Consider the following 21,930-nt stretch of genomic DNA (forward strand, 5'->3'; position numbering starts at 1 on the left):
TGGATTGAGTGCGGATCGGGTGCGGATCGGGTGTATAGCCGCCGCCTTCTCCCTACAATGCGCGCCGTTAGCGGCTTTTCACCGCCTTTACCCGTTCACTCATCGCCACTATGCTCTCCGAGTTTTCACTGATCGATCGTTTTTTCGCGCGCCGCGCCGCCGCTTTGCCGCCCAACGCCGTCGACGGCACGCTCGGCATCGGTGACGACTGCGCGCTCCTCGCGCCGCGCGCCGGCGAGATGCTGGCGATATCGACGGACATGCTGGTCGAAGGCCGCCACTTCTTTGCCGACATCGATCCCGAAGCGCTCGGTCACAAGACGCTCGCAGTCAATCTGTCGGACCTCGCCGCGATGGGCGCAAAGCCGCAGGCGTTCACGCTGGCGTTCTCCTTGCCGCAAGCCGATGAGGCATGGCTCGCCGCATTCAGCGAGGGGCTCTTCGCGATGGCTGAACGCTATGGTTGCGAGCTGATCGGCGGCGATACGACGGGCGGTCCGTTGAATCTGTGCATCACCGTATTCGGCAGCGTGCCGCCGCACCTGGCGCTGCGCCGCGACGCCGCACAACCCGGCGACGACGTCTGGATCTCCGGCACGCTCGGCGACGCGCGCGCCGGCTTGGGCGTTCAGCGCGGCGAGTGGTCGGCGGATCTCGCGGACACTGCGACGTTTCGCCGCGCCCTCGAGCGCCCGGAGCCCCGCATCGCGCTGGGTCTTGCGCTGCGCGGCATCGCGCACGCGGCGCTCGATCTGTCCGATGGGCTCGCCGGCGACCTCCTGCACATCCTCGAACGCTCGAAAATGCACGCCACCGTCGATGTCGACGCCGTGCCGCGCTCTGCCGCATTACGGCGCTTGTCGCCCGAAATCCAGCGGCGCTGCACGTTGGCCGGCGGCGACGATTACGAGCTGTGTTTCACCGCGCCTGTCGCCGCACGCGCATCGATCGAAGCGGCCGGCCGCAAGGTGGATGTGCCGGTCACGCGCATCGGTACAATAAGCGCTCTTCAAACGGCGGCCGACCGCCCGGCGATCGGCTGGCGCGACGCCGCCGGCACGCCGCTCACCCTGACGTTGCAAGGCTTCGATCATTTCCATGCAGACTGATCCCTCGCTCGGCCCCGCCGACGATCTCATCGGCAGCACGCCGCCCAAAGCGCCCGATCCGCGCCCGCCTCGCCCGGGGCCGCGCCGCGCCACCGCGCGCTTCATGCTGTCGCACCCGCTGCATATTCTGTCGCTGGGTTTCGGCAGCGGCTTGTCGCCGGTTGCGCCGGGCACCGTCGGCACGCTGTTCGCGTGGGCCTCGTTCGCCGTGTTGAGCCGCTATCTGACTGTGATCGAGTGGGGTCTGCTGATCGCCGTCGGGTTTGTCGGCGGCATTGCGATCTGCGGCTTTACCGCGAAGAAGCTCGGCGTCGACGATCCGTCGCCGGTCGTGTGGGATGAAATCATCGCGTTCTGGCTGGTGCTGCTGATGGTCACACCGGTCACGCTGGCCGGGCAGTTCGCTGCATTCATCGTGTTCCGCTTCTTCGACATGGTGAAGCCGCCGCCGATCGGTTATTTCGACCGCCGGCTGAAAGGTGGCTTTGGCATCATGTTCGATGACCTGGTCGCCGCGTTTTTCACGCTGCTCGTGATCGCGCTCTGGCGTATGTCGGTTTAACCGCCGCCGGCCGCCGGTTGCCGGCCGCCCGTCGCCCGTTGCCGGTCGCCGGCTTCCCGTTTTCCGGATTGACGCCATGCCTACCGATTCCGTGGTTCACCAGCTCGCCATTCGCGTGAGCAACCGTTTGCGCGACGAACGCCTGATGCTCGTGACCGCCGAATCCTGCACGGGCGGCATGGTGGCGACCGCGATCACCGATATTTCCGGCAGCAGCGGCTGGTTCGAGCGCGGCTTCGTCACGTATTCGAACCAGGCGAAGTGCGAAATGATCGGCGTGCCGGCCGAGCTGATCGACAGGCACGGCGCGGTCAGCGAGCAGGTGGCGCGCGCAATGGCCGAAGGCGCGCTGCGCAACAGCCGCGCGCAGGTGTCGCTGTCGATCACCGGCGTCGCCGGCCCGGGCGGCGGCACTGAAACGAAGCCGGTCGGCATGGTGTCGTTCGGCTGGAGCAACCGGCTGCATACGTCGGTGGAAACGAAGGTGTTCAAGGGCGACCGCGAGAGGATCCGCGTGCAGGCCGCCGCGCACGCATTGCGCGGCATGCTGGCGTTGCTCGACGAGCGCGAACATTGACTTCCGGTCGGATGCCCAGGATGCCCGAATTGCCCAGGATGCCCGAATCGTACGCAGCCAAAGACGAGTTGATCCGGCGCTTCGATCTGAAGCCGCATCCGGAGGGCGGATTTTTTAGCGAGACGTACCGGTCGGCCGGGCGGGTAAGCCGCCATGACGGGTCAGCTGAGACGCGCTCCGCTTCCACCGCGATCTATTACCTGCTCTGCGACGGCGCGCATTCGGCGTGGCATCGGATCAAGTCCGACGAGGTCTGGCATTTTTATGCCGGCGAGCCGTTGAATGTGCACGTGCTCGATGAGAAAGGCCAATGGGTCACGCACCGGCTGGGCAATACGCTGACGCAGCCTGACACCGTGTTTCAGGCTGTGGTGCCAGCGGGTTTGTGGTTCGCCGCCGAATGCGCCGATCCTGCCACCTTCGCGTTGGTCGGCTGCACGGTGGCGCCGGGGTTTGAATTCAGCGAATTCGAGCTGGCGGATGTCGGCGCGTTGAAGGCACAACATCCGCAGCATGCGGCGTTGATCGAGCGGCTGGGGCCGGCTGCTTAACCGGCCTGTACCGAAGCGGATCAAGAAACTGTCTTTAACAACGACAGCCGTCCATCATCGAAACGAATTGATCCGGTCGCGCGTTTCCATTGCGGCCTTCGCGGCGGCTTCGGCGAAATCGTCGCCTTGACCGGCGTAGATAATCGCCCTCGACGAGTTGATCAGCATGCCCGTGCCCTTTGCCGTACGGCCGGCGTTGACCGTCGCTTGCACGTCACCGCCTTGCGCGCCGATACCAGGAATCAGCAACGGCATTTCGCCGACGATCCCACGCACCACTTCGATTTCCTTCGGGAAGGTCGCGCCGACCACGAGACCCAGTTGCCCGCTCGCGTTCCATTTGTCCGCCGCGAGTTGCGCGACCACCTGATACAGCGGACGCCCGCCCGTTTCCAGAAACTGCAGATCCGAGCCGCCGGGATTCGAAGTCCGGCACAGCACGATCACGCCTTTGCCGTGGTGCTCCAGATACGGCTCGATCGAATCGAAACCCATATACGGATTGACCGTCACCGCGTCCGCCTGATAGCGCTCGAACGCCTCGCGCGCGTATTGTTCGGCGGTGCTGCCGATATCGCCGCGCTTCGCGTCCAGAATCACCGGCAGGCCCGGATGATTCGCATGAATGTGCGCGATCAGCTGCTCGAGCTGGTCTTCCGCGCGATGTGCGGCAAAGTACGCGATCTGCGGCTTGAACGACGATGCATACGGCGCCGCGGCGTCGACGATCGTCCGGCAGAAATCGAAAATCGCTTCGGGACGGCCGGCGAGCGCACCCGGGAATTTGCTGGGCTCGGGGTCGAGGCCGACGCACAGCAGCGAGTTCGTGCGCTGCCAGGCGTCGTTGAGTGTCTGGGTGAAATTGGACATGGTGAGTCTCGCGGCGAGCCGATAACGGAAGAGGCGCGTATTTTACCCGTCCGGCACGGCGGGTCGCGCTCGCGTCATTCCGCGCCCGCATCGCACCGTGCCGCCCCGCCCGCCTACCGCCGCCTACTGCCGCCGACGCGAGCCGCGCACGCCCGGCATCGAGCGCAAACCGGTGCGTTCGACGGTAAAGCGGAACGAGCGCGTCAGCCGCTCGCCGCGTCCCAGCATCGTCATGCCGTTCTCGCACGCGCCGCCGGCCAGATTCATCGCGTTGATCGGATGATCGACCGGCTCGAAGCAGAAGAAGTCTTCGCCGGACGGCGTGTACAGCACGTAATAGTCGGTGTCGGCTGCGATCGTCAGCGACAGGCGGCGCTTCGGCCACACCACCGCCGCCTGCCCGCTCCAGCCAGTGAACGCGTGATTGACGATGGTTTCCGGCAACGGATACGCGACGCCGAATTGCCACGCGGGCGGCGCCGGCACATGGCGCACCGGCAGCCAGTCGTCGCCGGAAAGCCACAGGCCGCCGGCCGCCGCCGACAGTTCGGTATCCGCATCGCGCACGAAAAATGGATGGATGCCCAGCCCGAAAGGCAACGACTCACGGCCGGCGTTCTCGATCTCCAGCGTCACAACGAGCGTCGGGCCGTCCAGCGTATAGGTTTGCGTGGCGCGAAACGCGTACGGCTTGCCGTCGTGGCGATCGAGCGTCAGGCGCACATTTTCGCGGTCCGCCTCGACGACCTGCCACGCCGACTGCCAGCCGTCGCCGTGAATCGGCAAAGGCTCGTCGGCGCGGTTGCGCGGCACGTCGACACGCCGTCCCGCGACATTGAAACGGCCGCCGCCGATCCGGTTCGAATACGGCAGCAGCGGATAGCAGGCAAGCTGGTTCGGATGCGTATCGGCGCCGACGTGGCGGCAGCGTCGAAAGATCGGCGTGAGCGCGCCGTCGTTGCGCCAGTCGAAACGGGTGACGCCGCCGCCGAGCGTCGGCGCGACATCGAGGCGCAGATGCGCGTTGGCAAGCGTAATGCAGGCGACATCGCCGCCGCTCGTTTCGCCCACCGCGACCGCCGACGTACTGGGACCGGGAAGCACCGGAGTGGCCGCCGCGGCAAGCCGCGCGCGCCGGCTTTGGCTTTGGCTCTGGCTCGGAGAAGAAGCGGAAACTAGATTCGCAACAGTCATATCTGGCTCCATCGAGAGGCGTGGGACGTTGTCGTCATCGCTGACGGATACTGTTGGGCGATTTTTGAACCGGTCGCCTCTGGGTCCGAACTGCATGCTGCCGACTTGCTGCCGCCGAGTTTGCGGCATCAACGCTGGATTCACCGTCAAATTCACTGCTATCTGCCATAACCGCCGCCTCGACAACCGGGGCAGCGTCATTCTGCGCTATGCAGGCGCGCCCTGGAACACAGGTTCGGGCAAACCCCGCCGCCCGGGTGTTGCGATAAACACACTGCCCGCCTGCGAATCGCCTGCGAGCGCGGCGGCATCGAGTCCAATGCGCGCGCTCGTGATGTACAGCGTGCCCAACTGCGGACGCCCCGAAGGAAGTCCCCTTGGGGGGCCACCTAGCGCGACGCAGCTCGGCTGGGCGGTCGGCACGTCGACGCGCTCGGTTTCAGCGCCGTCGGCGCCATAACGCACGACCCGCCTGCCGCCCCATTGCGCGTTCCACAAGCCGCCGTCGCAATCGACCGTTGAGCCGTCGGGTTCACCGGTAGCGTCCGTCAGCGTGACGAAAACGCGGTCGTTGGCGACGCTGCCGTCCGCGCGATAGTCGCAGGCGCGGATTTCGCGCGTCGGCGAATCGCAGTAGTACATCGTTGCGCCGTCCGGGCTGAACGCAATGCTGTTCGAGATGGCCGGCGCGGGCAGCAGCAAGCGCTCCAGCGATAAATCCCGGTTCAGGCGGTAAAACCCGCCAATTGCTTGCAGCGGCGAGCCTTCGTCTTTCGTACCGAATACAAAACGCCCCTGACGATCGCAGCGGCCATCGTTCACGCGCGTGTTCAGCTCCGGCTCGACGTCGACGATACGCCGCGTCTCGCCGGTCGCGAGATCGAAAAACGCCAGATGCGTGGCCAAACCGAGCAACAGGTAATGCGGATCGGCGCACAGCGCGAAAGTCGCGAGGCGCTCGGGCATGCGCCAGAACGTGCTGCGGCCGTCGCTCGGATCGTAGCGCCACAGCCGCGCGCCTTCGATATCGGTCCAGTAGAAGCGGCCGGTTTTGGCGCACCACGTCGCGCCCTCGCCGAGCGTGCATTTCGCATCGATCAGCAACGTCGCGCGGTGCGAGTGCGCCGCCGCACTCACGCCCAGCCTCCGTCCACGACGATGTCCTGCGCGGTGATCATCCTGCTATCGTCGGCGGCGAGGAAGAGCGCCATACGCGCGAGGTCGGCGGGCAGCAATTCGGCGTCGATGCACTGGCCTTCCTTGATCGAGCGCCGGCCCGCGTCGTCGAGCCACAGACGCCTCTGCTTCTCCGTCATCACCCAGCCCGGCACCAGCGTGTTGACGCGGATATTGAACGGGCCGAGGTCGCGCGCCAACCCACGCGTCAAACCCTGCACCGCCGATTTCGACATCACGTACACCGGATAACCGCCGTTCTTCAGCATCCAGCTGATCGAGCCGAGGTTGATGATCGAGCCCGCGTTGGCCGCCTTCATGTCCTCCGTCACCGCTTGCGCCGCGAAGAACTGATGGCGGAGATTCACCGCGATGCCCGCGTCGAAGAACTCGGGCGTCACTTCGCCAATCGTGTGACGCCGATCGTTCGCCGCGTTGTTCACCAACACCTGGATCGGGCCAAGCGCGGCTTTCACATCGGCGATCGCTTTGCGCAGCGCGTCGATATCGGTCAGATCGCACGGCAGGAACAGCGGCTTGTGTTTCGAATCGCCGAGCTCATCGGCGAGCGCTGCGCCCGCTGTCGCATCGATATCGAAGAACGCGACGCGCGCGCCTTGCGCCGCGAAATGCTCGACGAACGATGCGCCGATGCCGGTCGCGCCGCCCGTGATCAACACCGTGCGGTCGACGAGGCTCGGATAGCGCGCGAACGCGTGGTCCGCGAGACGGGCGTTTGCATTGGCCAGAGACGACATCGTTCGATTCCTTTATCAACAAAGTGGATGGAGTCCCGGGTTTAGTCCCGGGTTTAATCCCGCGCTTAGTCCCGGGTTCAGTCCCGCGGGTTTAGTCGCGTGATCCGCGGTTCTTCAACTGATCGAGCAGCACGGCGGCCAGCAGGATCGCGCCACGCACGAGGTACTGATAGAACGCATCAATGTTCATCAGGTTCATCACGTTCTCGACCGTGCCCATGATCAGCACGCCGATCACGACACCCGAGATCGTCGCGCGGCCGCCGAGCAGCGACACGCCGCCGAGCACGCAAGCCGAAATCACGTTCAGCTCGAAGCCTTCGGCGGCGTTCGGCTGACCCGACGTAATCCGCGACGCGAGAATCACACCGGCGAGCGCCGTCACCGCGCCTTGAATCAGGAAGATATAGACACGCGTGCGCTCGACGTTGATACCGGCCAGACGCGAGGCTTCCGGATTACCGCCGATCGCCAGCGTATTGCGGCCGTACACGGTCTGATTGAGCATCACGCCGAACACGACGAAGCACAGCAGCGTGACCCAGATCGGCAGCGATACGCCGAAAAAGCTCAAGCCGCCCAACGCAATGAACGTATCCGACGACACGCCGACGGCCTGCCCGTGCGACACGATGAAGCCGAGGCCGCGGACGATTTCCATGGTCGCCAGCGTCGTAATCAGCGCGTTGATGCGCAGATACGCGATCACCGCGCCGTTGACGAAGCCGATCACCGCGCCCGCGAACACCGCCGCGACGATCGCGATAAACGTATTGCCGGTCGCGTTCAGCACCATCGCGCACAGCACGCCGGCAAACGCGACCGTCGAACCTACCGACAGGTCGAAATCGCGCGACGCGAGGCAGAACATCATCGTGCACGCGACCATGCCGATCTGCGAGATCGACAGCGCGAGGCCGAGCATGTTCTCGATCGAGAAGAAGTGATCGACGGTCAGCGACATCGTGATGAACATCACCACGAAGATCACGATCAGGCTGTACTCGGTGATCTGCTGCCACCATTTCGCCTTGTCGTTGGCTTGCGGAATCAGCGCATCGGCGGCGCTTTTGGCGGCCTGTCGCGCGAGGTTTTCTCTGGCTTGCATGTTAAAGACTCCTCCCGTTCCCCACGGGTTGCGGACTTGCGTCCAAATAATATTCAGGCCGCCTGGCTGGTAGCGGTGGCGGGCAGCGCGGTCGAGCTTTGCGGCAACGCGAGGCTCAACACCGTTTGTTCAGTGGCATCCTTGCGCGACAATTCGCCGGAAATACGACCCTGGCGCATCACGACGATCCGGTCGGATACGCCAAGCACTTCCGGCAACTCCGAAGAAATCATCACGATTGCGCAGCCGCGTTCGGCGAGCTGATAGATCACGTTGTAGATTTCATGCTTCGCACCGACGTCGATGCCGCGCGTCGGTTCGTCGAGAATCACCACTTTCAGATCCGGCTCGGCCAGCCAGCGCGACAGAATCGCCTTCTGCTGGTTGCCGCCCGACAGAAAGCGGATCTTCTGGCGGCGGCTCGGCGTCTTGATCTTCAGCAGCTTGATGAAACGGTCCGCGGTTTCCGCTTCCTTCTTGCGATCGAGGAACATGCCTGCGCGCAGATAGTGACGGCGGCAACTGATATTGATGTTCTCCGACACGGTCGCCATCGCGACGATGCCTTCTTCCTTGCGGTCTTCCGGGCACAGCACGATGCCGTGCCTGATCGCTTCGCCGGCACTGCGGACCTTGATCGGCTTGCCGTCGAGGACCAGTTCGCCGGCCTTCTTGTGATCGGCGCCGTACACGAGGTGCATCAGTTCGCTGCGTCCCGCGCCCACCAGACCGAAGAAGCCGACGATCTCGCCGCGCCGCACCTCGAAGCTGGCCGGTTGCGTCAGCGCATGTCCTTCGATCGCTTTCGCCGCGAAACGGACTTCACCGAGCGGCCGCGCGGAATAGTTGTAGATATCGGCGATTTCACGTCCGACCATCTCGCTCACGATCGTCTCGCGCTTCACACCTTCGAGCGTCGGATGCGAGGCGATCTTGCGGCCGTCGCGGAAAATCGTGCAGGCGTCGCACAGCTCGTAAATCTCGTCCATCCGGTGCGAGATGTAGATCATCGCGCGGTTGTCCGCGCGCAGATCGCGCACCAGCTTGAACAGCACCTCGGTCTCGCGGTGCGACAGCGAGCTGGTCGGTTCGTCCAATGCGATCACGCGCGCGTTGCGCAGCAGCGCCTTGCAGATTTCGACCATCTGCCGTTGCGCGATCGAGAGCTTCCTCAGCTTCGCGTTCGGGTCGAGCGCCACACCCATTGCTTCAAGGCGTTCGCGCACGAAGCGTTTTGCTTCGCGCTTGTTGACCCAGCCGAGCGAGTTCGGCAATTGGCCGAGCAGCAGGTTTTCCGCGACCGTCAGATCGGGCACGTATTGCAGTTCCTGGTGAATCACCGCGATTCCTGCCGCAATCGACGACGCCGCGCTCGTGAAGCGCACCTCGTTGCCGTCAATCATCACGCGGCCCGAATCCGGCTGGTATTCACCGCCGAGAATCTTCAGCAGGGTCGATTTCCCTGCACCGTTTTCACCCATCAGGCCGTGCACCTGGCCGACGTTGACCTCGAAGGACACACCGTCGAGCGCGCGCACGCCTGGAAAAACCTTGCCGATATTGTCAAAACGTAGCGTCGCTGACACTTCGCCTCCTGTTGCTTCGTGTGGACCGTGCTCGACGTGCCTTATGGACCTCGTGGACCTCATGGGACCTCGCGGACCCCGTGGACACAAGCACGGTCTGTCTCAACTGCTTCTTCTATTGCTGCTGCCGGTGCGTGCCTTCTTGCGTGAACAAGACACACGCACCGGCAGTTCATTTCACTGCAATATTGCTTACTTCGATGCGAGGCCCATCTTCTCGCGCACTTCGCCCACGTTGTCACGCGTGGCCAGCATGCCGGTGGTGAGCGTGAGCAGCGGCGGTTCCTTGCCTTGGGTGATCCAGTCGTACATCAGCGTCGAGGTTTCTTCGCCGTGACGCTTCGGGCTGATGATCACGGTGCCGAAAAAGCCCGTGGGCGACGGCTTCTTGAACTCGTTGAGTGCCGACTCCGAACCGCCGATGCCGATACCGATCATGTTGTCCGCCTTGAAGCCGCGGCCTTCCGCTGCGCGCACCGCGCCGAGCACGCCTTCGTCGTTCAGCGCGTAAGCAATCCAGTGCTTGAACTGCGGGTTCTTGGTCAGCGCGATGTTGGCGGCGTTGAACGCGTTTTCCGTGTCGGTCTTCGCTTGCGGCGCCGCAATCACGTTGGCCTTCGGGAAGCCGGCGGCGAGGAGCGCGTCGGTCGCGCCGGTGGTGCGGTCATGCGCGGTCGGCAGTTGCTCGTAGGTCACGTCGATCGCGCCGACTTCCTTCGTGTCCCAGCCGCGTTTCTTGATTTCCGCAGCCAGACCGTCGCCGACCTGCTTGCCAATGTTGTACGCCGAGATGCCCATGTGCGGCACCGAGGCGATCGGCTTGCCGGCGCCGTCCACCAGACGGTCGTCGACCGTCATCATCTTCAGGCCGTCGGCCTTCGCCTTGGCGACGATGCCCGGGCCGAGCTTGACGTCGGGCGTGCAGATCACGAAGCCTTGCGCTTTCTGAGCCGACAGGTTGTCGATGGCGCTCATCACCTTCTCGCCCGACGGCGCGCCGATCTTCACCAGCGTGAAGCCCTTCTCCTTGGCGGCGATTTCGGCGAACTTCCACTCGTCCTGGAACCACGGTTCTTCCGGCTGCTTCACAAGGAAGCCGATCTTGACCGGATCGGCGGCTTGCGCGACCGGTGCGTTGAAGAGCACACCCGCCGCCGCTGCTGCCAGCGTGAGGAAAATTCTTCGTTTCATGATGCGTGTCTCCTGACTAATTGATAACGAGAAGGTATCGGCCGCGTTTTCTTGTACCGGTTGTGACACACGCGGCCAGCGCGTCGTCCGGTGAACTCTTCCTGTTGCGTGCTGCGTTGCTGCGTTGCTGCGTTGCTGCGTTCAATCGTGATACAGCGCCGAGCGGCCGCCATCCACGGTAATGCAGGTGGCGTTGATAAACGGCGCTTCGTCCGAGGCGAGGAACACCGCCGTCATCGCCACTTCTTCAGGGCGGCCGATGCGCTTCATCGGCTGCAAGTCGAGCGTCGCCTGTTTGGCGGCGGCGGGATCGGCCTGTTCGTTCCACCAGTCGTGCGTCAACTGCGTTTCGATGTAACCCGGCGCGATCGCGTTGACCCGCACGTTGCGCGGCGCATATTCGATACCGAGCGCTCGCGTCAAACCGAGCACGCCGTGCTTCGCGACCGGGTATGGAAAGCAACCCGGAATGATCTTGAACGCATGCGTCGACGCAATATTCACGATGCTGCCCGCGCCGCGTTCCACCATCCCCGGCAACACCGCGCGGCAACCGTTCCACACACCGTCGAGATCGACTGCGAAACAGCGGCGCCAGTCGTCGTCGGTCATCGTCAGCGGATCGCAGAACACGTTGATGCCGGCGTTGTTCACCAGCACGTCGAGCGCGCCGAACGCGCGTTCGGCTTCGCTCACCGCGTGCTGCACCGAGGCTGATTGCGTGACGTCGGTACGCACCGCCAACACGCGCGCGCCGGTTTGCGCCTCGATTTGCTCCGCCGTCCGCCGCGCGGTTTCGATGTCCAGTTCGGCCAGCACGACCGCCGCGCCTTCGCGCGCAAACGCGAGCGCAATCGCCGCGCCGATGCCGCGCCCGGCGCCCGTGATCAACGCGACCTTGTCGGCGAGCCGTTTCATTTCTTCGCGCCAGCCTTGGCGATGCGCAAACCGTTGATGAACGCCTTCGCGTGCGAGGCCGTCACCGCGGCGCTCTGACCCGGCTTGTACAAAGCCGAGCCGAGCCCGAAACCGTTCGCGCCGGCGCTGAGAAACGGCCCCATGTTGTCCGGCGTGATCCCGCCGACCGGCACCAGCGGCACCTGCGCCGCGATCACCGCGCGCCACGCCTTCACGACCTGGCAGCCGAGCTGTTCGGCGGGGAACATCTTCAGCACGTCGGCGCCGTTTTTCAGCGCGATGAAGGCTTCGGTCGGCGTCGCGACGCCCGGCGCGCACGCCAGACCTTGCGCCTTCGCGGCGCTCACCACTTCCGGGTCGCTATGCGGCATCACGATCAGCTCGCCGCCCGCCGACTTCACGTCGCTGACGAAGCTCGGATGCAGCACCGTGCCCGCACCGACGATCGCATCGGCCGGCAGCGCCTTGCGGATTGCCGCGATGCTGTCGAACGGCTGCGGCGAATTCAACGGCACTTCGACGATCCGGAAACCCGCTTCGTACAGCGCCTGACCGTGATCGGCCGCATCGGCGGGCGTGACGCCGCGCATGATCGCAATCAGCGGACACACCTCGAACGCCGCGATCAAACCCGCGTGCGGCATGTACGGAGCGGGCAGATTGATGTGAGGTTGCATGTCGGTTCCTTGTTTCATGTGCGGCTTGATATTCGGCTTCGTGGGCGGCGGCGCTGCCGGTCAGCCGGCCCGCGCCGCCTGGGCGGCCGGGTTGACGAGCCCCGCCTGGGTGGCGACGCGCCACAGGCCGCGCTCGGTCGCGTGCTTCACCAGCTCCGCCTGAGTGCAGCCGAATTGCGCCAGCGCGAGGCGATAACGCTCGCAGAGCGCCTCGTTGCCGATCAGCCGCAACGCCTGCCCGGCAAGCGAGTCTTGCTGTTGCGCGAGCACGGCGTCGAGGCCGGCCAGTTCGTGACCGATCAGCAATCCCGACAGATAGTCCGGCTGCTGTTCGCGCGAAAGCTGTCCGGTGAGGCCGAGCGCGCGGGCGCTGAATACGGTCGCGAGCGGACCCGCCTGGCCTTTCTCACGAGCGATGTTCACGCCGTGCAGGAATGCATCGGTATCCGGACGATCCGGCGTGGTCATCGTGCGGCCGAGGATCGTGTGTTCGCGCAATGCAGCGAACACCTCGCCCGTCATGAAGGTATGAAAGCGTTCGATGCGGCCCGCTTGTACAACGACCCATTTCGCGTGCGTGCCCGGCAAGCCGATCAGCGCGCGGTTGCCGCTATCCGCGGAGCCGGCGTCCTCGCCGAGCGCGCCGAAAACCTGCGTTTCCTCGCCGCGCATCACGTTGGGCAGTTCGCCGCGTTGCAGGACGCCCGGCACGATATGCAGCGCCGCGCCGCACGCCGCCTTCACGCGGACGATGCCGGCGACCAGCGTATCGGCATTCACCGGCGCGTCGACGTATGGCGCTTCGACCCAGCCTTGCGCGCTGCCGACCATGCCTGCCGCGACCACCGGCAGACCGGGAGCGTGTTCGAGCCAGGCGCCGCATGCTTCATCGAAAGCCGCGTCGAAGCCGCCTTGCTCGGCGCTGCGCGGCAGATTCATGATGCCGGCCGTCGAGGCATGCGACGCCAGCAGCTTGCCTGCGGCGTCGAACAGATACGCGCGCAGCGACGTCGTGCCCCAATCGAGCCCGATCAGCGCGGCGTGCTCGAAGCCGGCGTTGGCTGCGCCCGCGGCAACGGCGTGATCGACTGCCGCTGCAGGAGAGTCCGCTTGCTTCATCGTTTGATCCTGCGAGTCGCGGGTTGGGGTGCGCGCCAACCGAGTTCTTCCGAGATCGCGCGTGCTTCGCGCTGCACGACCGGAATCAGCTCGTCCATGCGTTCGAGCGACATGTAGGGAATCGTGCTCGCCACCGACAGCGCCGCCACCACCGCGCCCGACGCATCGCGCACGGGCGCGGCGACGCAACGGATCGACGCTTCGTTTTCTTCGAGGTCGAAGGTGTAGCCGCCGGCGGCGTAATTGGTCATGCGCTGCATGAAGGTCTGCGCGTCGGGGCGGTTATCCGGCTTGAAGCTGACGCCGGCGAGCGCGCGCCGCGAGGCTTCGAACAGCGACTGCCAGGCGTCCGGCGCGAGGTCGAGCATCATGGCCTTACCGATGCCGGTCGACGCGAGCGGCATCCGGTGACCGACGCGCGAGCGCATTTCCAGACCGCGGGTGCCGGGGATCTTGTCGATGTACAGCACGTCGTCGCCGTCGCGCACACCGAGGTGGATCGTATCGAGCGTCTGTTCCGCGAGCGATTCGAGATGCCGACGCGCGACGGCGGTGAGCGGCATCTGTTCGAGTGCGATGGTGCCGAGTTCGATCAGCTTCGGGCCGAGCAGATAGCCGCCTTGCACCTGACGCAGGTAGCGCGCCTGCACGAGGCTGCTCACCAGCCGATGCGTGGTGCTGCGGGTGGTGCCGAGCGCGGCGCCGAAGGTACGCAGATCGCGGACACCGGCGGCGGCGGCTTCAAGAATCGCCAGGCCGCGCAGGAGCGTTTGCGTGCCGGCTTGTTGCGGGGTGATGTCCAGCAGCGTGCTGGGTAGAGCGATTTCGTCGGCCGCAGGCGGTTGAGCGTCGGCGCGCGGGGTCTGGGCGCTGGCGCGCGAGGCTTTTGCCGCGCTGGCCGGCTGTAGTGCGGCGCTGGGCGTGTGATCCGCGGTCGACGACAGGTCGGGCTCAGGCGCGCTGGCTGCGTGAGTAGGCATCGCTTTGTTCATGGCGATTCGCTAATGGGATTGGTTTTTTGCGCTTGCAGCGCAGGGCCGGAGAGGTGGCCTTGGGGTTTTGCCGCTGCTCACGGCACGGCAGGCGTGGCGGTGCTGCCTTCTTTCGGTCTTAGGCATGGTTTGGCTTTGTCTCCGGTTTCTTTTGCTTCGCTCTCGCGGGCAGGGGTTTGGGGCTTTCTGCCCTTCCTGCTATTCCTGCTCTTTCTGCTCGCGGCGCGTGTTGGGTTGGATTGTAGGGCGGTTTTCTGGAAAGCTCCAATATGTGAGTGTTGGATTCATATAATGGGATTTCGCCTTGTCGTTTGGCCTTGCCGGGGGCTGGGGTTGGTGTCCACTTGCGATCGTCGTCTTTGCTGGCTTTTTTTGCCCTCGCGGCGCTTCTTATGTCTGTTTGCCTACGGCGTTGGCCTTCCTTGATTTTTTGCCTTCGTGGCACTTATGGTGGTGCTGCCTGCGGCGTTGGCCTTTCCTTGATTATTTGCCTGCGCGGCGCTTATGTTCGTACTGCCTGCGGCGTTGGCCTTGGCTTTTTTGCCTGTGCGGCGCTTCCTATGTCTGTGTGCCTGCGGCGGTGCCTTTTCTCGTTCTGATTGCCTGCGCGGCGCTTATGTTCGTACTGCCTGCGGCGTTGGCCTTTCCTTGATTTGGTATTGGTCTATTAGCTTTCCCCCTGTGCGGGGGAGCACCTACTTTTCTTTGCCGCCGCAAAGAAAAGTAGGCAAAAGAAAGCGGCTCAAACCGCTAATTCTGAAGCGGGCACCCCGGTCAGCCACCGGTAGTGGAAACCTGCCGGACCACACCGTGGTCCATGAGTGCCAGTGACCAGGCAGTCATCCACCCCTTCTCGCGCTGCGCGCTCGCCGGCAAGGTCCATCCCAAACCTCCCGCTTCGTTTGCGCGAGCAGGAGCCATCGGCTTCGCCTCGGCGAGGTGCAGATCAGGATTGCTGTGTTGAGCAGAACTTGAGCGTAATGGCGCAGCGCCTACGCGTGAAATGGCGAGCTACGCCCTGCGCAAAACGCAGGCGCCAAACGTAGTGGGTGGTTGGATGAAGTACCTTTCCGGCGAGCGCGTAGCGCGAGAAGGGGTGGATGACTGCCTTGTCACCGGGGCGTGAAGGTGCACTGGCACAGATCAGGCGGCCTCCACTCCCCGTTGATCACAGGGGTGCCCGCTTAGTACCTGCGGTGTGAAGCCGCTTTCTTTTGCCTACTTTTCTTTGCGGCCGGCGCCCCGAAGGAAGTCCCCTTGGGGGACAAAGAAAAGTAGGTGCTCCCCCGCACAGGGGGAAAGCTAATAGACCAATAACAAATCAAGGAAAGGCCAAAGAAGTCAGAACAGGGAAAGACACCGCCGCAGGCAGCACGAACATAAGCGCCGCGAAGGCAAATAATCAAGTAAAGACCACCACCGCATGCAAACCACAAATTGCCGCCGCCAAAAGGCAAAAAGCAAAAAGCAAAAAGCAAAAAGCAAAAAGCAAAAAGCAAAAAGCAAAAAGCAAAAAGCAAAATTTATTCCGGCAACTCAGCGGCCCCCATACGCCGCGCAATCACACGTGATCGCTGGGCCAGATACCCCGAGCCCCTGTGCTCGTCAAAATACTTAGGCCGCGGCAACATCACGGCCAGCCGGGCCGACTGCGCAGCAGTCAACTTATCAGCCGAAGTCTTATAGTAATAACGCGCCGCCGCCTCGGCGCCATACACTCCATTCCCCCACTCAACGGAGTTGAGATAAATCTCAAAAATCCGTTCCTTGTCCATCAAGGACTCGATCATCCAGGTAATGATCAGTTCCTGCCCCTTGCGGATATAACTCTTCTCCCGCGACAAAAACAGATTCCGCGCCAGTTGCTGAGTGATCGTCGAGCCGCCTCGCACAATCCGACCCTTGGCCTTATTCCGCTCCCACGCCTGCAAAATGGCGTCAGTCTCGTACCCGTTGTTATTAACGAAATTGGCGTCTTCGGAAGCGATAATCGCCCGCTTCAGATTGCGCGAAATCTGCTCATACGGCACCCACGTATGCTGCACCGACAAATCAGGCCGATCCTCGGACAACTTCCACGCATCCGAACGCATGAACGCAGTCGATTGAGGATTGACGTAATTCCACGCCGCGATCTGCGCGAAGTAAAAGAGCTGCGTCGCGAACCACGCAATCGCCACCACCGCACCCAGATAAAAAATCCATCGCGCCGGACCTGGCCGGCTCGCGCGCCGCGTTGCTGTCATCGTGGTCACAGTCCTCGAATCGGTGAGTTCCGAAGTGTCGAGCGCGCGCCTAGGCGCGCGGCGGCGCCGTCAGCAATGCACGCAACTCGGCCAGCACAGGCGCGCCGTCAGGCCGCACGCCGCGCCACACAAAAAACGATTCGGCGGCCTGTTCGACCAGCATGCCGAGACCATCAGCGCCGCGTGCTCCCAGTTTGTGCGCGTGCTCCATGAACACCGTCGGCTGAGCGCCGTACATCATGTCGTAAGCCAGCGTGCCCGCGCCGAACGCACGGTCGTCGCACTCCGGCAGCGACGCATCGAGACTGCCGGCGGTCGCGTTGACGATGACGTCGTACTCGCCCGCTTCGATCGCTCGCGTGCTGCCGCCCGTCAGGCGGCACGCTGCGTCGCGCGCGGCTTGCGCGAACTGGTCGACCAGCGCTTCGGCCTTCGCGGCCGTGCGGTTGACGATCGTCAGCGTATGCGGCGCGCGCTCGAGCATCGGCAGCACCACGCCGCGCGCCGCGCCGCCCGCGCCCAGCAGCAGGATGCGCGCGCCCTTCAGCGGCACGCCGAGATTCACCTCGATGTCGCGCACGAGACCGAAGCCATCCGTGTTATCGCCGTATATGCCGGCCGAATCGATGCGCAGCGTGTTCACCGCGCCCGCGGCTGCCGCGCGCGGCGACAAGGTGTCGGCAAACGCGTGCGCGTCGAGTTTGAACGGCACAGTCACGTTCAGGCCGCGTCCGCCGGCTTCGATAAAAGCGCGCACGTACGGCACGAAAGCATCCACCGGTGCGAGCAGATGGCCGTATTCGATGGGCTCGCCGGTCTGCGCGGCGAAACGCCCGTGAATGAACGGCGACTTGCTATGGCCGACCGGATTGCCGATCACCGCATAGCGGTCACGCACGACGTCGTTAGCGCTCATCGTCCCGGCTCCGCGACATGTTGATCGGCCGCCGCAGCGCTCGCGCCCGCGTCGTTTTCGGCGTCGCCCTGCGCCGCCGCAGCGCCGTCGAGGTCCGCTTCCGCCTGCGCCTCGGCTTCGCCCTCGGCGCTTTCGTCGGCGGCGTCGATGATTTCCTCTTCGCCCTCGTCGGCTTCCTCAGCCTCCGCACCGCTCGTCACGGTCGGCGCGTCGAGCACGTGCAGCAAGCGCACGGAGGCTTCGACGGTCAATTCATCGATCGACATCACTTCCATCTGCAAGCGCGTACCGCGTGCATGCACGCCGAGACCCGGCACGTGCAGCAGCAACGGAATCTCTTCGAGGCGCACGAGATCGCCCTTCACCACCGACGCCACCACCTGCTTCCTGTTCTCCTGCTTCAGCCAGCGCAGGCACCAGAAGTACTCCATGCGGCGCTGGTGATCGGCATACGCGCTGTAGGTATCGTCGAAACCTTGCACGACGGCGAACAGATCGGCGTCTTTCGGCTTGAACGGGGCGGCCAGTTTCGCGGTCACGCCATGCTGCACACACGCGATCAGCTGCCACTGGTTCACTAGATCGACGTAGCGGCGCAGCGGCGACGTGCTCCACGCATATTGCGTGACGCCCAGGCCTTCGTGCGGCGCGGCCGTGGTCTGCATGCGGGTGCGCTTCGGACCGCTCGGCGCGCCGAACGCGCGCTGCGTACGGTAGATGCCCGGCACGCCGTGGTCGTGCAGGAACGCGCCCCACGACGAGTTGGCCAGAATCGCCAGCTCCGCCACGATCGTATCGAGCGGCGAACCGCGCCGGCGCGGCGTGATCGTGATGTGCTCGCCGTCCACATAGAAATTGAAATCGCTGTTGCGCTGCACTTCGCGGCGCAGACCGTAACCGGCGCGCGCGGTCTGACGCTTTTCGAACAGCGCCTGCGCGAACGGCCACAGCACCGCGATGTCGTCCTTGTGCGGATAGTCGCCGCTGCCGGCGACGAGCGCCTCTTCGGTCACCACTTCGTCGAGCGTGTTGTGGCGCAGATTGTTCTTCACGAACACGCGCTCGGCGCGCGTTTCGCTCGCCACGATCTCCTGCGTCTCGCGATTGACGATCACGTACAGCGAGAGCGCCGGCCGCAAGCCGCCTTCGGCCAGCGTGAACGCGTCGACAACGCTATCCGGCAGCATCGTGATCTTGTCGCCCGGCATATAAACGGTCGACAAACGCGTGCGCGCAATCGCATCGATATCGTCGCCGCGCCCGATGCCGAGCGCCGGCGCGGCGATGTGCACGCCGATCCGCACGCGGCCGTCGGCCAGATGCTCGACGGAGAACGCATCGTCGATTTCAGTGGTGGTGACGTCGTCGATCGAGAACGCTTCGACTTCGGCTTCCGGCAGATCTTCAGGCAAGCTGCCGACAGTGACCAGCGGAAAACCGGTGCCGTGCGGGAAAAACTCTGACAGGAATTTCGCTTCGTGCAGCGCGCGCGCTGACGGAATGCCGCCGCATTCGAGCATCAGGCGCGCCTGCGAAATGCCTCGCGCCGCCGCCGCGCCTTCGAGCGCCTTGTATTCGATCGTGTTCTTGTCGGGTTTGGTGAGCAAAGCCAGCGCCTTGCTGCCCGTGAACGCCTCCGGCAGACGGCCCACCTTCAGCTCATCTTCATAGCCGGCCTGCACCAGCGCCTGCTGACGCTTGCGCTCGAGTCCGGCAAGCGCCATTTTCAGTTGCTCCTGCGGCGCGCGTTGATACATGCCGCGGCCCTTGCGGCGGAAGTACACCGGCGCGCCGTGCATGCGCAGCACCAGCGCCGCGCGCTCGATCGGGCCGAACTGCTCGCCGAAGTACTCGGCGCCCAGGGTGGCAAACGGAAATTCGTCGTCAGGCGCGCATTCCCACAGGAAGTCCAGATCGATGTCCTGGGCGGCGGTATCGGCCTGCTGCATCAACTCGGCCGCGGTCGGCTTCTCGAATTCGATCAGCACGTCTTTCGCGCGCACCTTGGCGCGCCGGCCACCCGGCAACTCGACCTGAAACGCATCGCCTTGGCGCGACAGCACGCTGCCCGCCTTGAAACTGCCCGATTCCTCAAAGAAAACGTTCACTCAATACTCTCGTTCTGACTTGCATCTGCCGGCGCGTCCGACTCTGTTCGGCTGTCGGTCACTGCGTGCGCGGCACGGCAACGTGTTCGTGGTAGTGGGTCCGCGACGCGATACTCGCGCGCCGGCGGCATGAATCTCGTGAAAGACAAGTCTTGGCTTTGGCCGTCAGGCCGCCTCGCACGGCGCTGGCGGCTCGACATCTTGCGCATCGCAAAAGGCCAGCACCTCGTCGGCGTATTGCGCGAACTCGCTGATCGCGTGGTCGCTGCCTTCGATCAGCGTCGTGCGGGCGCCGGGATAGTGCGCGAGCATTTCGCGGTAATCGAGCACTTCGTCGCCGGTGGCCGCCATCAAATAATAGCGTTCGGGCCGTGTAATCGACGCGACACCGAGCGCGCGCAACTCGTCCAGATGGCGCGGCTCGACGACGATGCTACCGCCGCCGTGCCACAACGGCTGCTCGCCGAGATACGCGCTCAGGTCGCGCTGCGGTACGACCGCCGGGTTCAGCAGCACCGCCGGCCAGCCATGCTTCTCGGCCAGCCACGTGGCGAAATAGCCGCCGAGCGAACTGCCGATCAGCGTCACGCGCTCGGCGCCCGCCGCGGCCACCAGCGATTCGGCGAGCGCCACCGTCTCGAACGGCGAAACCGGCAGCATCGGACAGCACCATTCGTCGCCGCGGCCGAGTTCGGCGAGACGCGCCGCCAGCACGCGCGCCTTGAACGAATTCGGCGACGAGCGGAAACCGTGCAGATAAAGGATCACGAAGCGCCTCGCGTGGAGAGTGCGTCGAGCAGCTTCTGATGCACGCCGCCAAAGCCGCCGTTGCTCATCACCAGAATCTGGTCGCCGGGGCGCGCGGCGTGGACCACCGCTTTGACCAGCGCATCGAGATTGTCGAACGCCTGGGCCTTGCCGCCGAGCGGCGCGAGCGCTTCGCCGAGATTCCAGCCGAGCGCGTCGCGCCCGCTCGGCGCGCCGTAGCCGAACACGAGATCGGCTTCGGCGAGACTCGCCGGCAGTTGCGCTTTCATCACGCCGAGCTTCATCGTGTTCGAGCGCGGCTCGAGCACGGCGAGAATGCGCGTGTTGTCGCGGCCGACACGTGCGCGCAATCCGGCCACCGTGGTGTTGATCGCGGTCGGATGATGGGCGAAGTCGTCGTAGACGGTCACGCCGTCGACGCTGCCGCGCACTTCCATGCGGCGCTTGACGTTGCGAAAACTTGCCAGCGACTTCGCGGCCTGCGCCGGCGGCACGCCCACGTGACGCGCGGCGGCGATCGCGGCGATCGCGTTCATCCGGTTGTGCTCCCCCTGCACCTGCCACTCGACCACGCCGACGCGCTCACTGTTGTGATACACCGCGAAACGTTCGTCGACCGGCACGCCGTCTTCCGCCGGCAAGGTTTCCCAGCCGCCTTGCACGCCGAACCGCTCCACTTCGCTCCAGCAACCGCGCGTCAGCACGCGTTCCAGTGCGTCTTCACGGCCATTCGTCACGATGCGGCCAATGCGCGGCACCGTGCGGATCAGGTGGTGGAATTGCGTTTCGATCGCGGCGAGATCCGGGAAAATGTCGGCGTGATCGTATTCGAGATTGTTCAGGACCGCAGTCTTGGGACGGTAGTGAACGAACTTCGAGCGCTTGTCGAAGAAGGCCGTGTCGTACTCATCGGCCTCAATCACGAAGAAGCTGGAATCGGTCAGCCGCGCCGACACGCCGAAATTCAGCGGCACGCCGCCGATCAGAAAGCCCGGATTCAGGCCCGCGTCTTCGAGCAGCCAGGTCAGCATCGAACTGGTGGTGGTCTTGCCGTGCGTGCCCGCCACCGCCAGCACCCATTTGCCGTTCAGCACATGCTCGCCGAGCCATTGCGGGCCGGACACATACGGCAGGCCGCGGTCGAGAATCGCTTCCATCAGCGGATTGCCGCGCGAAACCACATTGCCGATCACGAACAGATCCGCGTTCAAGCCGTTCAGCTGCTCGGCGTCGTACCCTTCGATCAGACGAATGCCTTGCGCCTCGAGCTGCGTGCTCATGGGCGGATAGACGCCGGCGTCGCAGCCCGTCACGGTGTGGCCCGCACCGCGCGCGAGTACCGCGAGACCGCCCATGAACGTGCCGCAGATGCCGAGGATGTGGATGTGCATAAGCCTGTCGTGCCGCGCGGGCGTTTTTTTGCGTGGGATGGGAGAGCGCAGGAGCGGCCGGAAAGACCGTCTGCAAAGGACGCTATTGTAACCGACGCCTTCACATCGCCCTA

Annotated in this window: 21 protein-coding genes; 5 read left to right on the top strand and 16 right to left on the bottom strand. The window is 64.4% G+C overall.

Features of this window, described 5'->3' with window-relative positions; all coding sequences use genetic code 11:
- Window positions 1-110 precede the first annotated feature (110 nt).
- The 4 genes from thiL to AC07WT_RS18360 all read left to right on the top strand — a co-directional run bounded on the left by thiL (window position 111) and on the right by AC07WT_RS18360 (window position 2,799).
- Window positions 111-1,109 carry a thiamine-phosphate kinase gene (gene thiL / locus AC07WT_RS18345; RefSeq protein WP_494948023.1) on the top strand — a complete coding sequence of 333 codons (999 nt, stop codon included), beginning with the start codon at window positions 111-113 and terminating at the stop codon, window positions 1,107-1,109.
- The gene (locus AC07WT_RS18350; RefSeq protein ID WP_494948024.1) at window positions 1,099-1,671 is read left to right on the top strand and encodes a phosphatidylglycerophosphatase A family protein; all 573 of its coding nucleotides are present in this window, start codon (window positions 1,099-1,101) and stop codon (window positions 1,669-1,671) included. Before thiL ends, AC07WT_RS18350 begins: the two co-directional genes overlap by 11 nt.
- A 76-nt stretch (window positions 1,672-1,747) precedes the next feature.
- Window positions 1,748-2,248 (top strand): CinA family protein, encoded by a 501-nt coding sequence (locus AC07WT_RS18355; RefSeq protein ID WP_492595405.1) that lies wholly within the window; start codon window positions 1,748-1,750, stop codon window positions 2,246-2,248.
- Window positions 2,249-2,286: 38 nt separating this feature from the next.
- Window positions 2,287-2,799 carry a cupin domain-containing protein gene (locus AC07WT_RS18360; RefSeq protein WP_492595406.1) on the top strand — a complete coding sequence of 171 codons (513 nt, stop codon included), beginning with the start codon at window positions 2,287-2,289 and terminating at the stop codon, window positions 2,797-2,799.
- A gap of 54 nt (window positions 2,800-2,853) precedes the next feature.
- Here the strand turns inward: AC07WT_RS18360 and pyrF are convergent, their stop codons facing one another.
- From pyrF to AC07WT_RS18415, 11 genes are all read right to left on the bottom strand, one after another.
- Window positions 2,854-3,669 carry an orotidine-5'-phosphate decarboxylase gene (gene pyrF, locus AC07WT_RS18365; protein WP_492595407.1) on the bottom strand — a complete coding sequence of 272 codons (816 nt, stop codon included), beginning with the start codon at window positions 3,667-3,669 and terminating at the stop codon, window positions 2,854-2,856.
- A 123-nt stretch (window positions 3,670-3,792) separates the two neighbouring features.
- A complete protein-coding gene (locus AC07WT_RS18370; RefSeq protein WP_494948025.1) occupies window positions 3,793-4,863 on the bottom strand; it encodes an aldose 1-epimerase in 1,071 nt (356 codons plus the stop codon).
- A gap of 207 nt (window positions 4,864-5,070) precedes the next feature.
- Entirely contained in the window at window positions 5,071-6,000 is a 930-nt protein-coding gene (locus AC07WT_RS18375; RefSeq protein ID WP_494948026.1) for an SMP-30/gluconolactonase/LRE family protein, read from the bottom strand.
- A complete protein-coding gene (locus AC07WT_RS18380; protein ID WP_494948027.1) occupies window positions 5,997-6,797 on the bottom strand; it encodes an SDR family NAD(P)-dependent oxidoreductase in 801 nt (266 codons plus the stop codon). Before AC07WT_RS18380 ends, AC07WT_RS18375 begins: the two co-directional genes overlap by 4 nt.
- Before the next feature lie 91 nt (window positions 6,798-6,888).
- Window positions 6,889-7,905, bottom strand: a complete 1,017-nt coding sequence (gene araH / locus AC07WT_RS18385) for an L-arabinose ABC transporter permease AraH (RefSeq protein ID WP_492595411.1) — start codon at window positions 7,903-7,905, stop codon at window positions 6,889-6,891.
- A 53-nt stretch (window positions 7,906-7,958) separates the two neighbouring features.
- Window positions 7,959-9,491 carry an L-arabinose ABC transporter ATP-binding protein AraG gene (gene araG, locus AC07WT_RS18390; RefSeq protein ID WP_494948028.1) on the bottom strand — a complete coding sequence of 511 codons (1,533 nt, stop codon included), beginning with the start codon at window positions 9,489-9,491 and terminating at the stop codon, window positions 7,959-7,961.
- 192 nt (window positions 9,492-9,683) lie between these two features.
- On the bottom strand, window positions 9,684-10,682 hold the full coding sequence (locus tag AC07WT_RS18395; RefSeq protein ID WP_492595413.1) for an arabinose ABC transporter substrate-binding protein: 999 nt from the start codon (window positions 10,680-10,682) through the stop codon (window positions 9,684-9,686).
- 141 nt (window positions 10,683-10,823) lie between these two features.
- A complete protein-coding gene (locus tag AC07WT_RS18400; RefSeq protein WP_494948029.1) occupies window positions 10,824-11,600 on the bottom strand; it encodes an SDR family oxidoreductase in 777 nt (258 codons plus the stop codon).
- Window positions 11,597-12,277: a 2-dehydro-3-deoxy-6-phosphogalactonate aldolase gene (locus AC07WT_RS18405; protein ID WP_492595415.1), complete on the bottom strand. Its 681-nt coding sequence runs from the start codon at window positions 12,275-12,277 to the stop codon at window positions 11,597-11,599. Before AC07WT_RS18405 ends, AC07WT_RS18400 begins: the two co-directional genes overlap by 4 nt.
- A gap of 60 nt (window positions 12,278-12,337) precedes the next feature.
- Window positions 12,338-13,396, bottom strand: coding sequence for a 2-dehydro-3-deoxygalactonokinase (locus AC07WT_RS18410; protein ID WP_494948030.1), 1,059 nt, complete (start codon window positions 13,394-13,396; stop codon window positions 12,338-12,340).
- Window positions 13,393-14,388, bottom strand: a complete 996-nt coding sequence (locus tag AC07WT_RS18415) for an IclR family transcriptional regulator (RefSeq protein ID WP_494948031.1) — start codon at window positions 14,386-14,388, stop codon at window positions 13,393-13,395. The genes AC07WT_RS18410 and AC07WT_RS18415 overlap by 4 nt, the downstream gene beginning before the upstream one ends.
- A 1,214-nt stretch (window positions 14,389-15,602) precedes the next feature.
- Here AC07WT_RS18415 and AC07WT_RS18420 point away from each other — a divergent pair.
- Window positions 15,603-15,959 carry a hypothetical protein gene (locus AC07WT_RS18420; protein WP_494948032.1) on the top strand — a complete coding sequence of 119 codons (357 nt, stop codon included), beginning with the start codon at window positions 15,603-15,605 and terminating at the stop codon, window positions 15,957-15,959.
- On the opposite strand, the gene mtgA is transcribed toward AC07WT_RS18420, so the two are convergent.
- From mtgA to mpl, 5 genes are all read right to left on the bottom strand, one after another.
- Entirely contained in the window at window positions 15,912-16,634 is a 723-nt protein-coding gene (mtgA, locus tag AC07WT_RS18425; protein ID WP_494948449.1) for a monofunctional biosynthetic peptidoglycan transglycosylase, read from the bottom strand. The two genes, AC07WT_RS18420 and mtgA, sit on opposite strands and share 48 nt — an antisense overlap.
- A gap of 49 nt (window positions 16,635-16,683) precedes the next feature.
- Window positions 16,684-17,550 (bottom strand): shikimate dehydrogenase, encoded by an 867-nt coding sequence (gene aroE, locus AC07WT_RS18430; protein WP_494948033.1) that lies wholly within the window; start codon window positions 17,548-17,550, stop codon window positions 16,684-16,686.
- On the bottom strand, window positions 17,547-19,658 hold the full coding sequence (locus tag AC07WT_RS18435) for a ribonuclease catalytic domain-containing protein (RefSeq protein ID WP_494948034.1): 2,112 nt from the start codon (window positions 19,656-19,658) through the stop codon (window positions 17,547-17,549). The genes aroE and AC07WT_RS18435 overlap by 4 nt, the downstream gene beginning before the upstream one ends.
- A gap of 165 nt (window positions 19,659-19,823) precedes the next feature.
- Window positions 19,824-20,426 carry a YqiA/YcfP family alpha/beta fold hydrolase gene (locus tag AC07WT_RS18440; protein WP_494948035.1) on the bottom strand — a complete coding sequence of 201 codons (603 nt, stop codon included), beginning with the start codon at window positions 20,424-20,426 and terminating at the stop codon, window positions 19,824-19,826.
- Entirely contained in the window at window positions 20,423-21,817 is a 1,395-nt protein-coding gene (gene mpl / locus AC07WT_RS18445; protein WP_494948036.1) for a UDP-N-acetylmuramate:L-alanyl-gamma-D-glutamyl-meso-diaminopimelate ligase, read from the bottom strand. Before mpl ends, AC07WT_RS18440 begins: the two co-directional genes overlap by 4 nt.
- Window positions 21,818-21,930: the final 113 nt, after the last annotated feature.

The sequence above is a fragment of the Paraburkholderia sp. GW821-FHT02A12 genome, assembly GCF_059422005.1.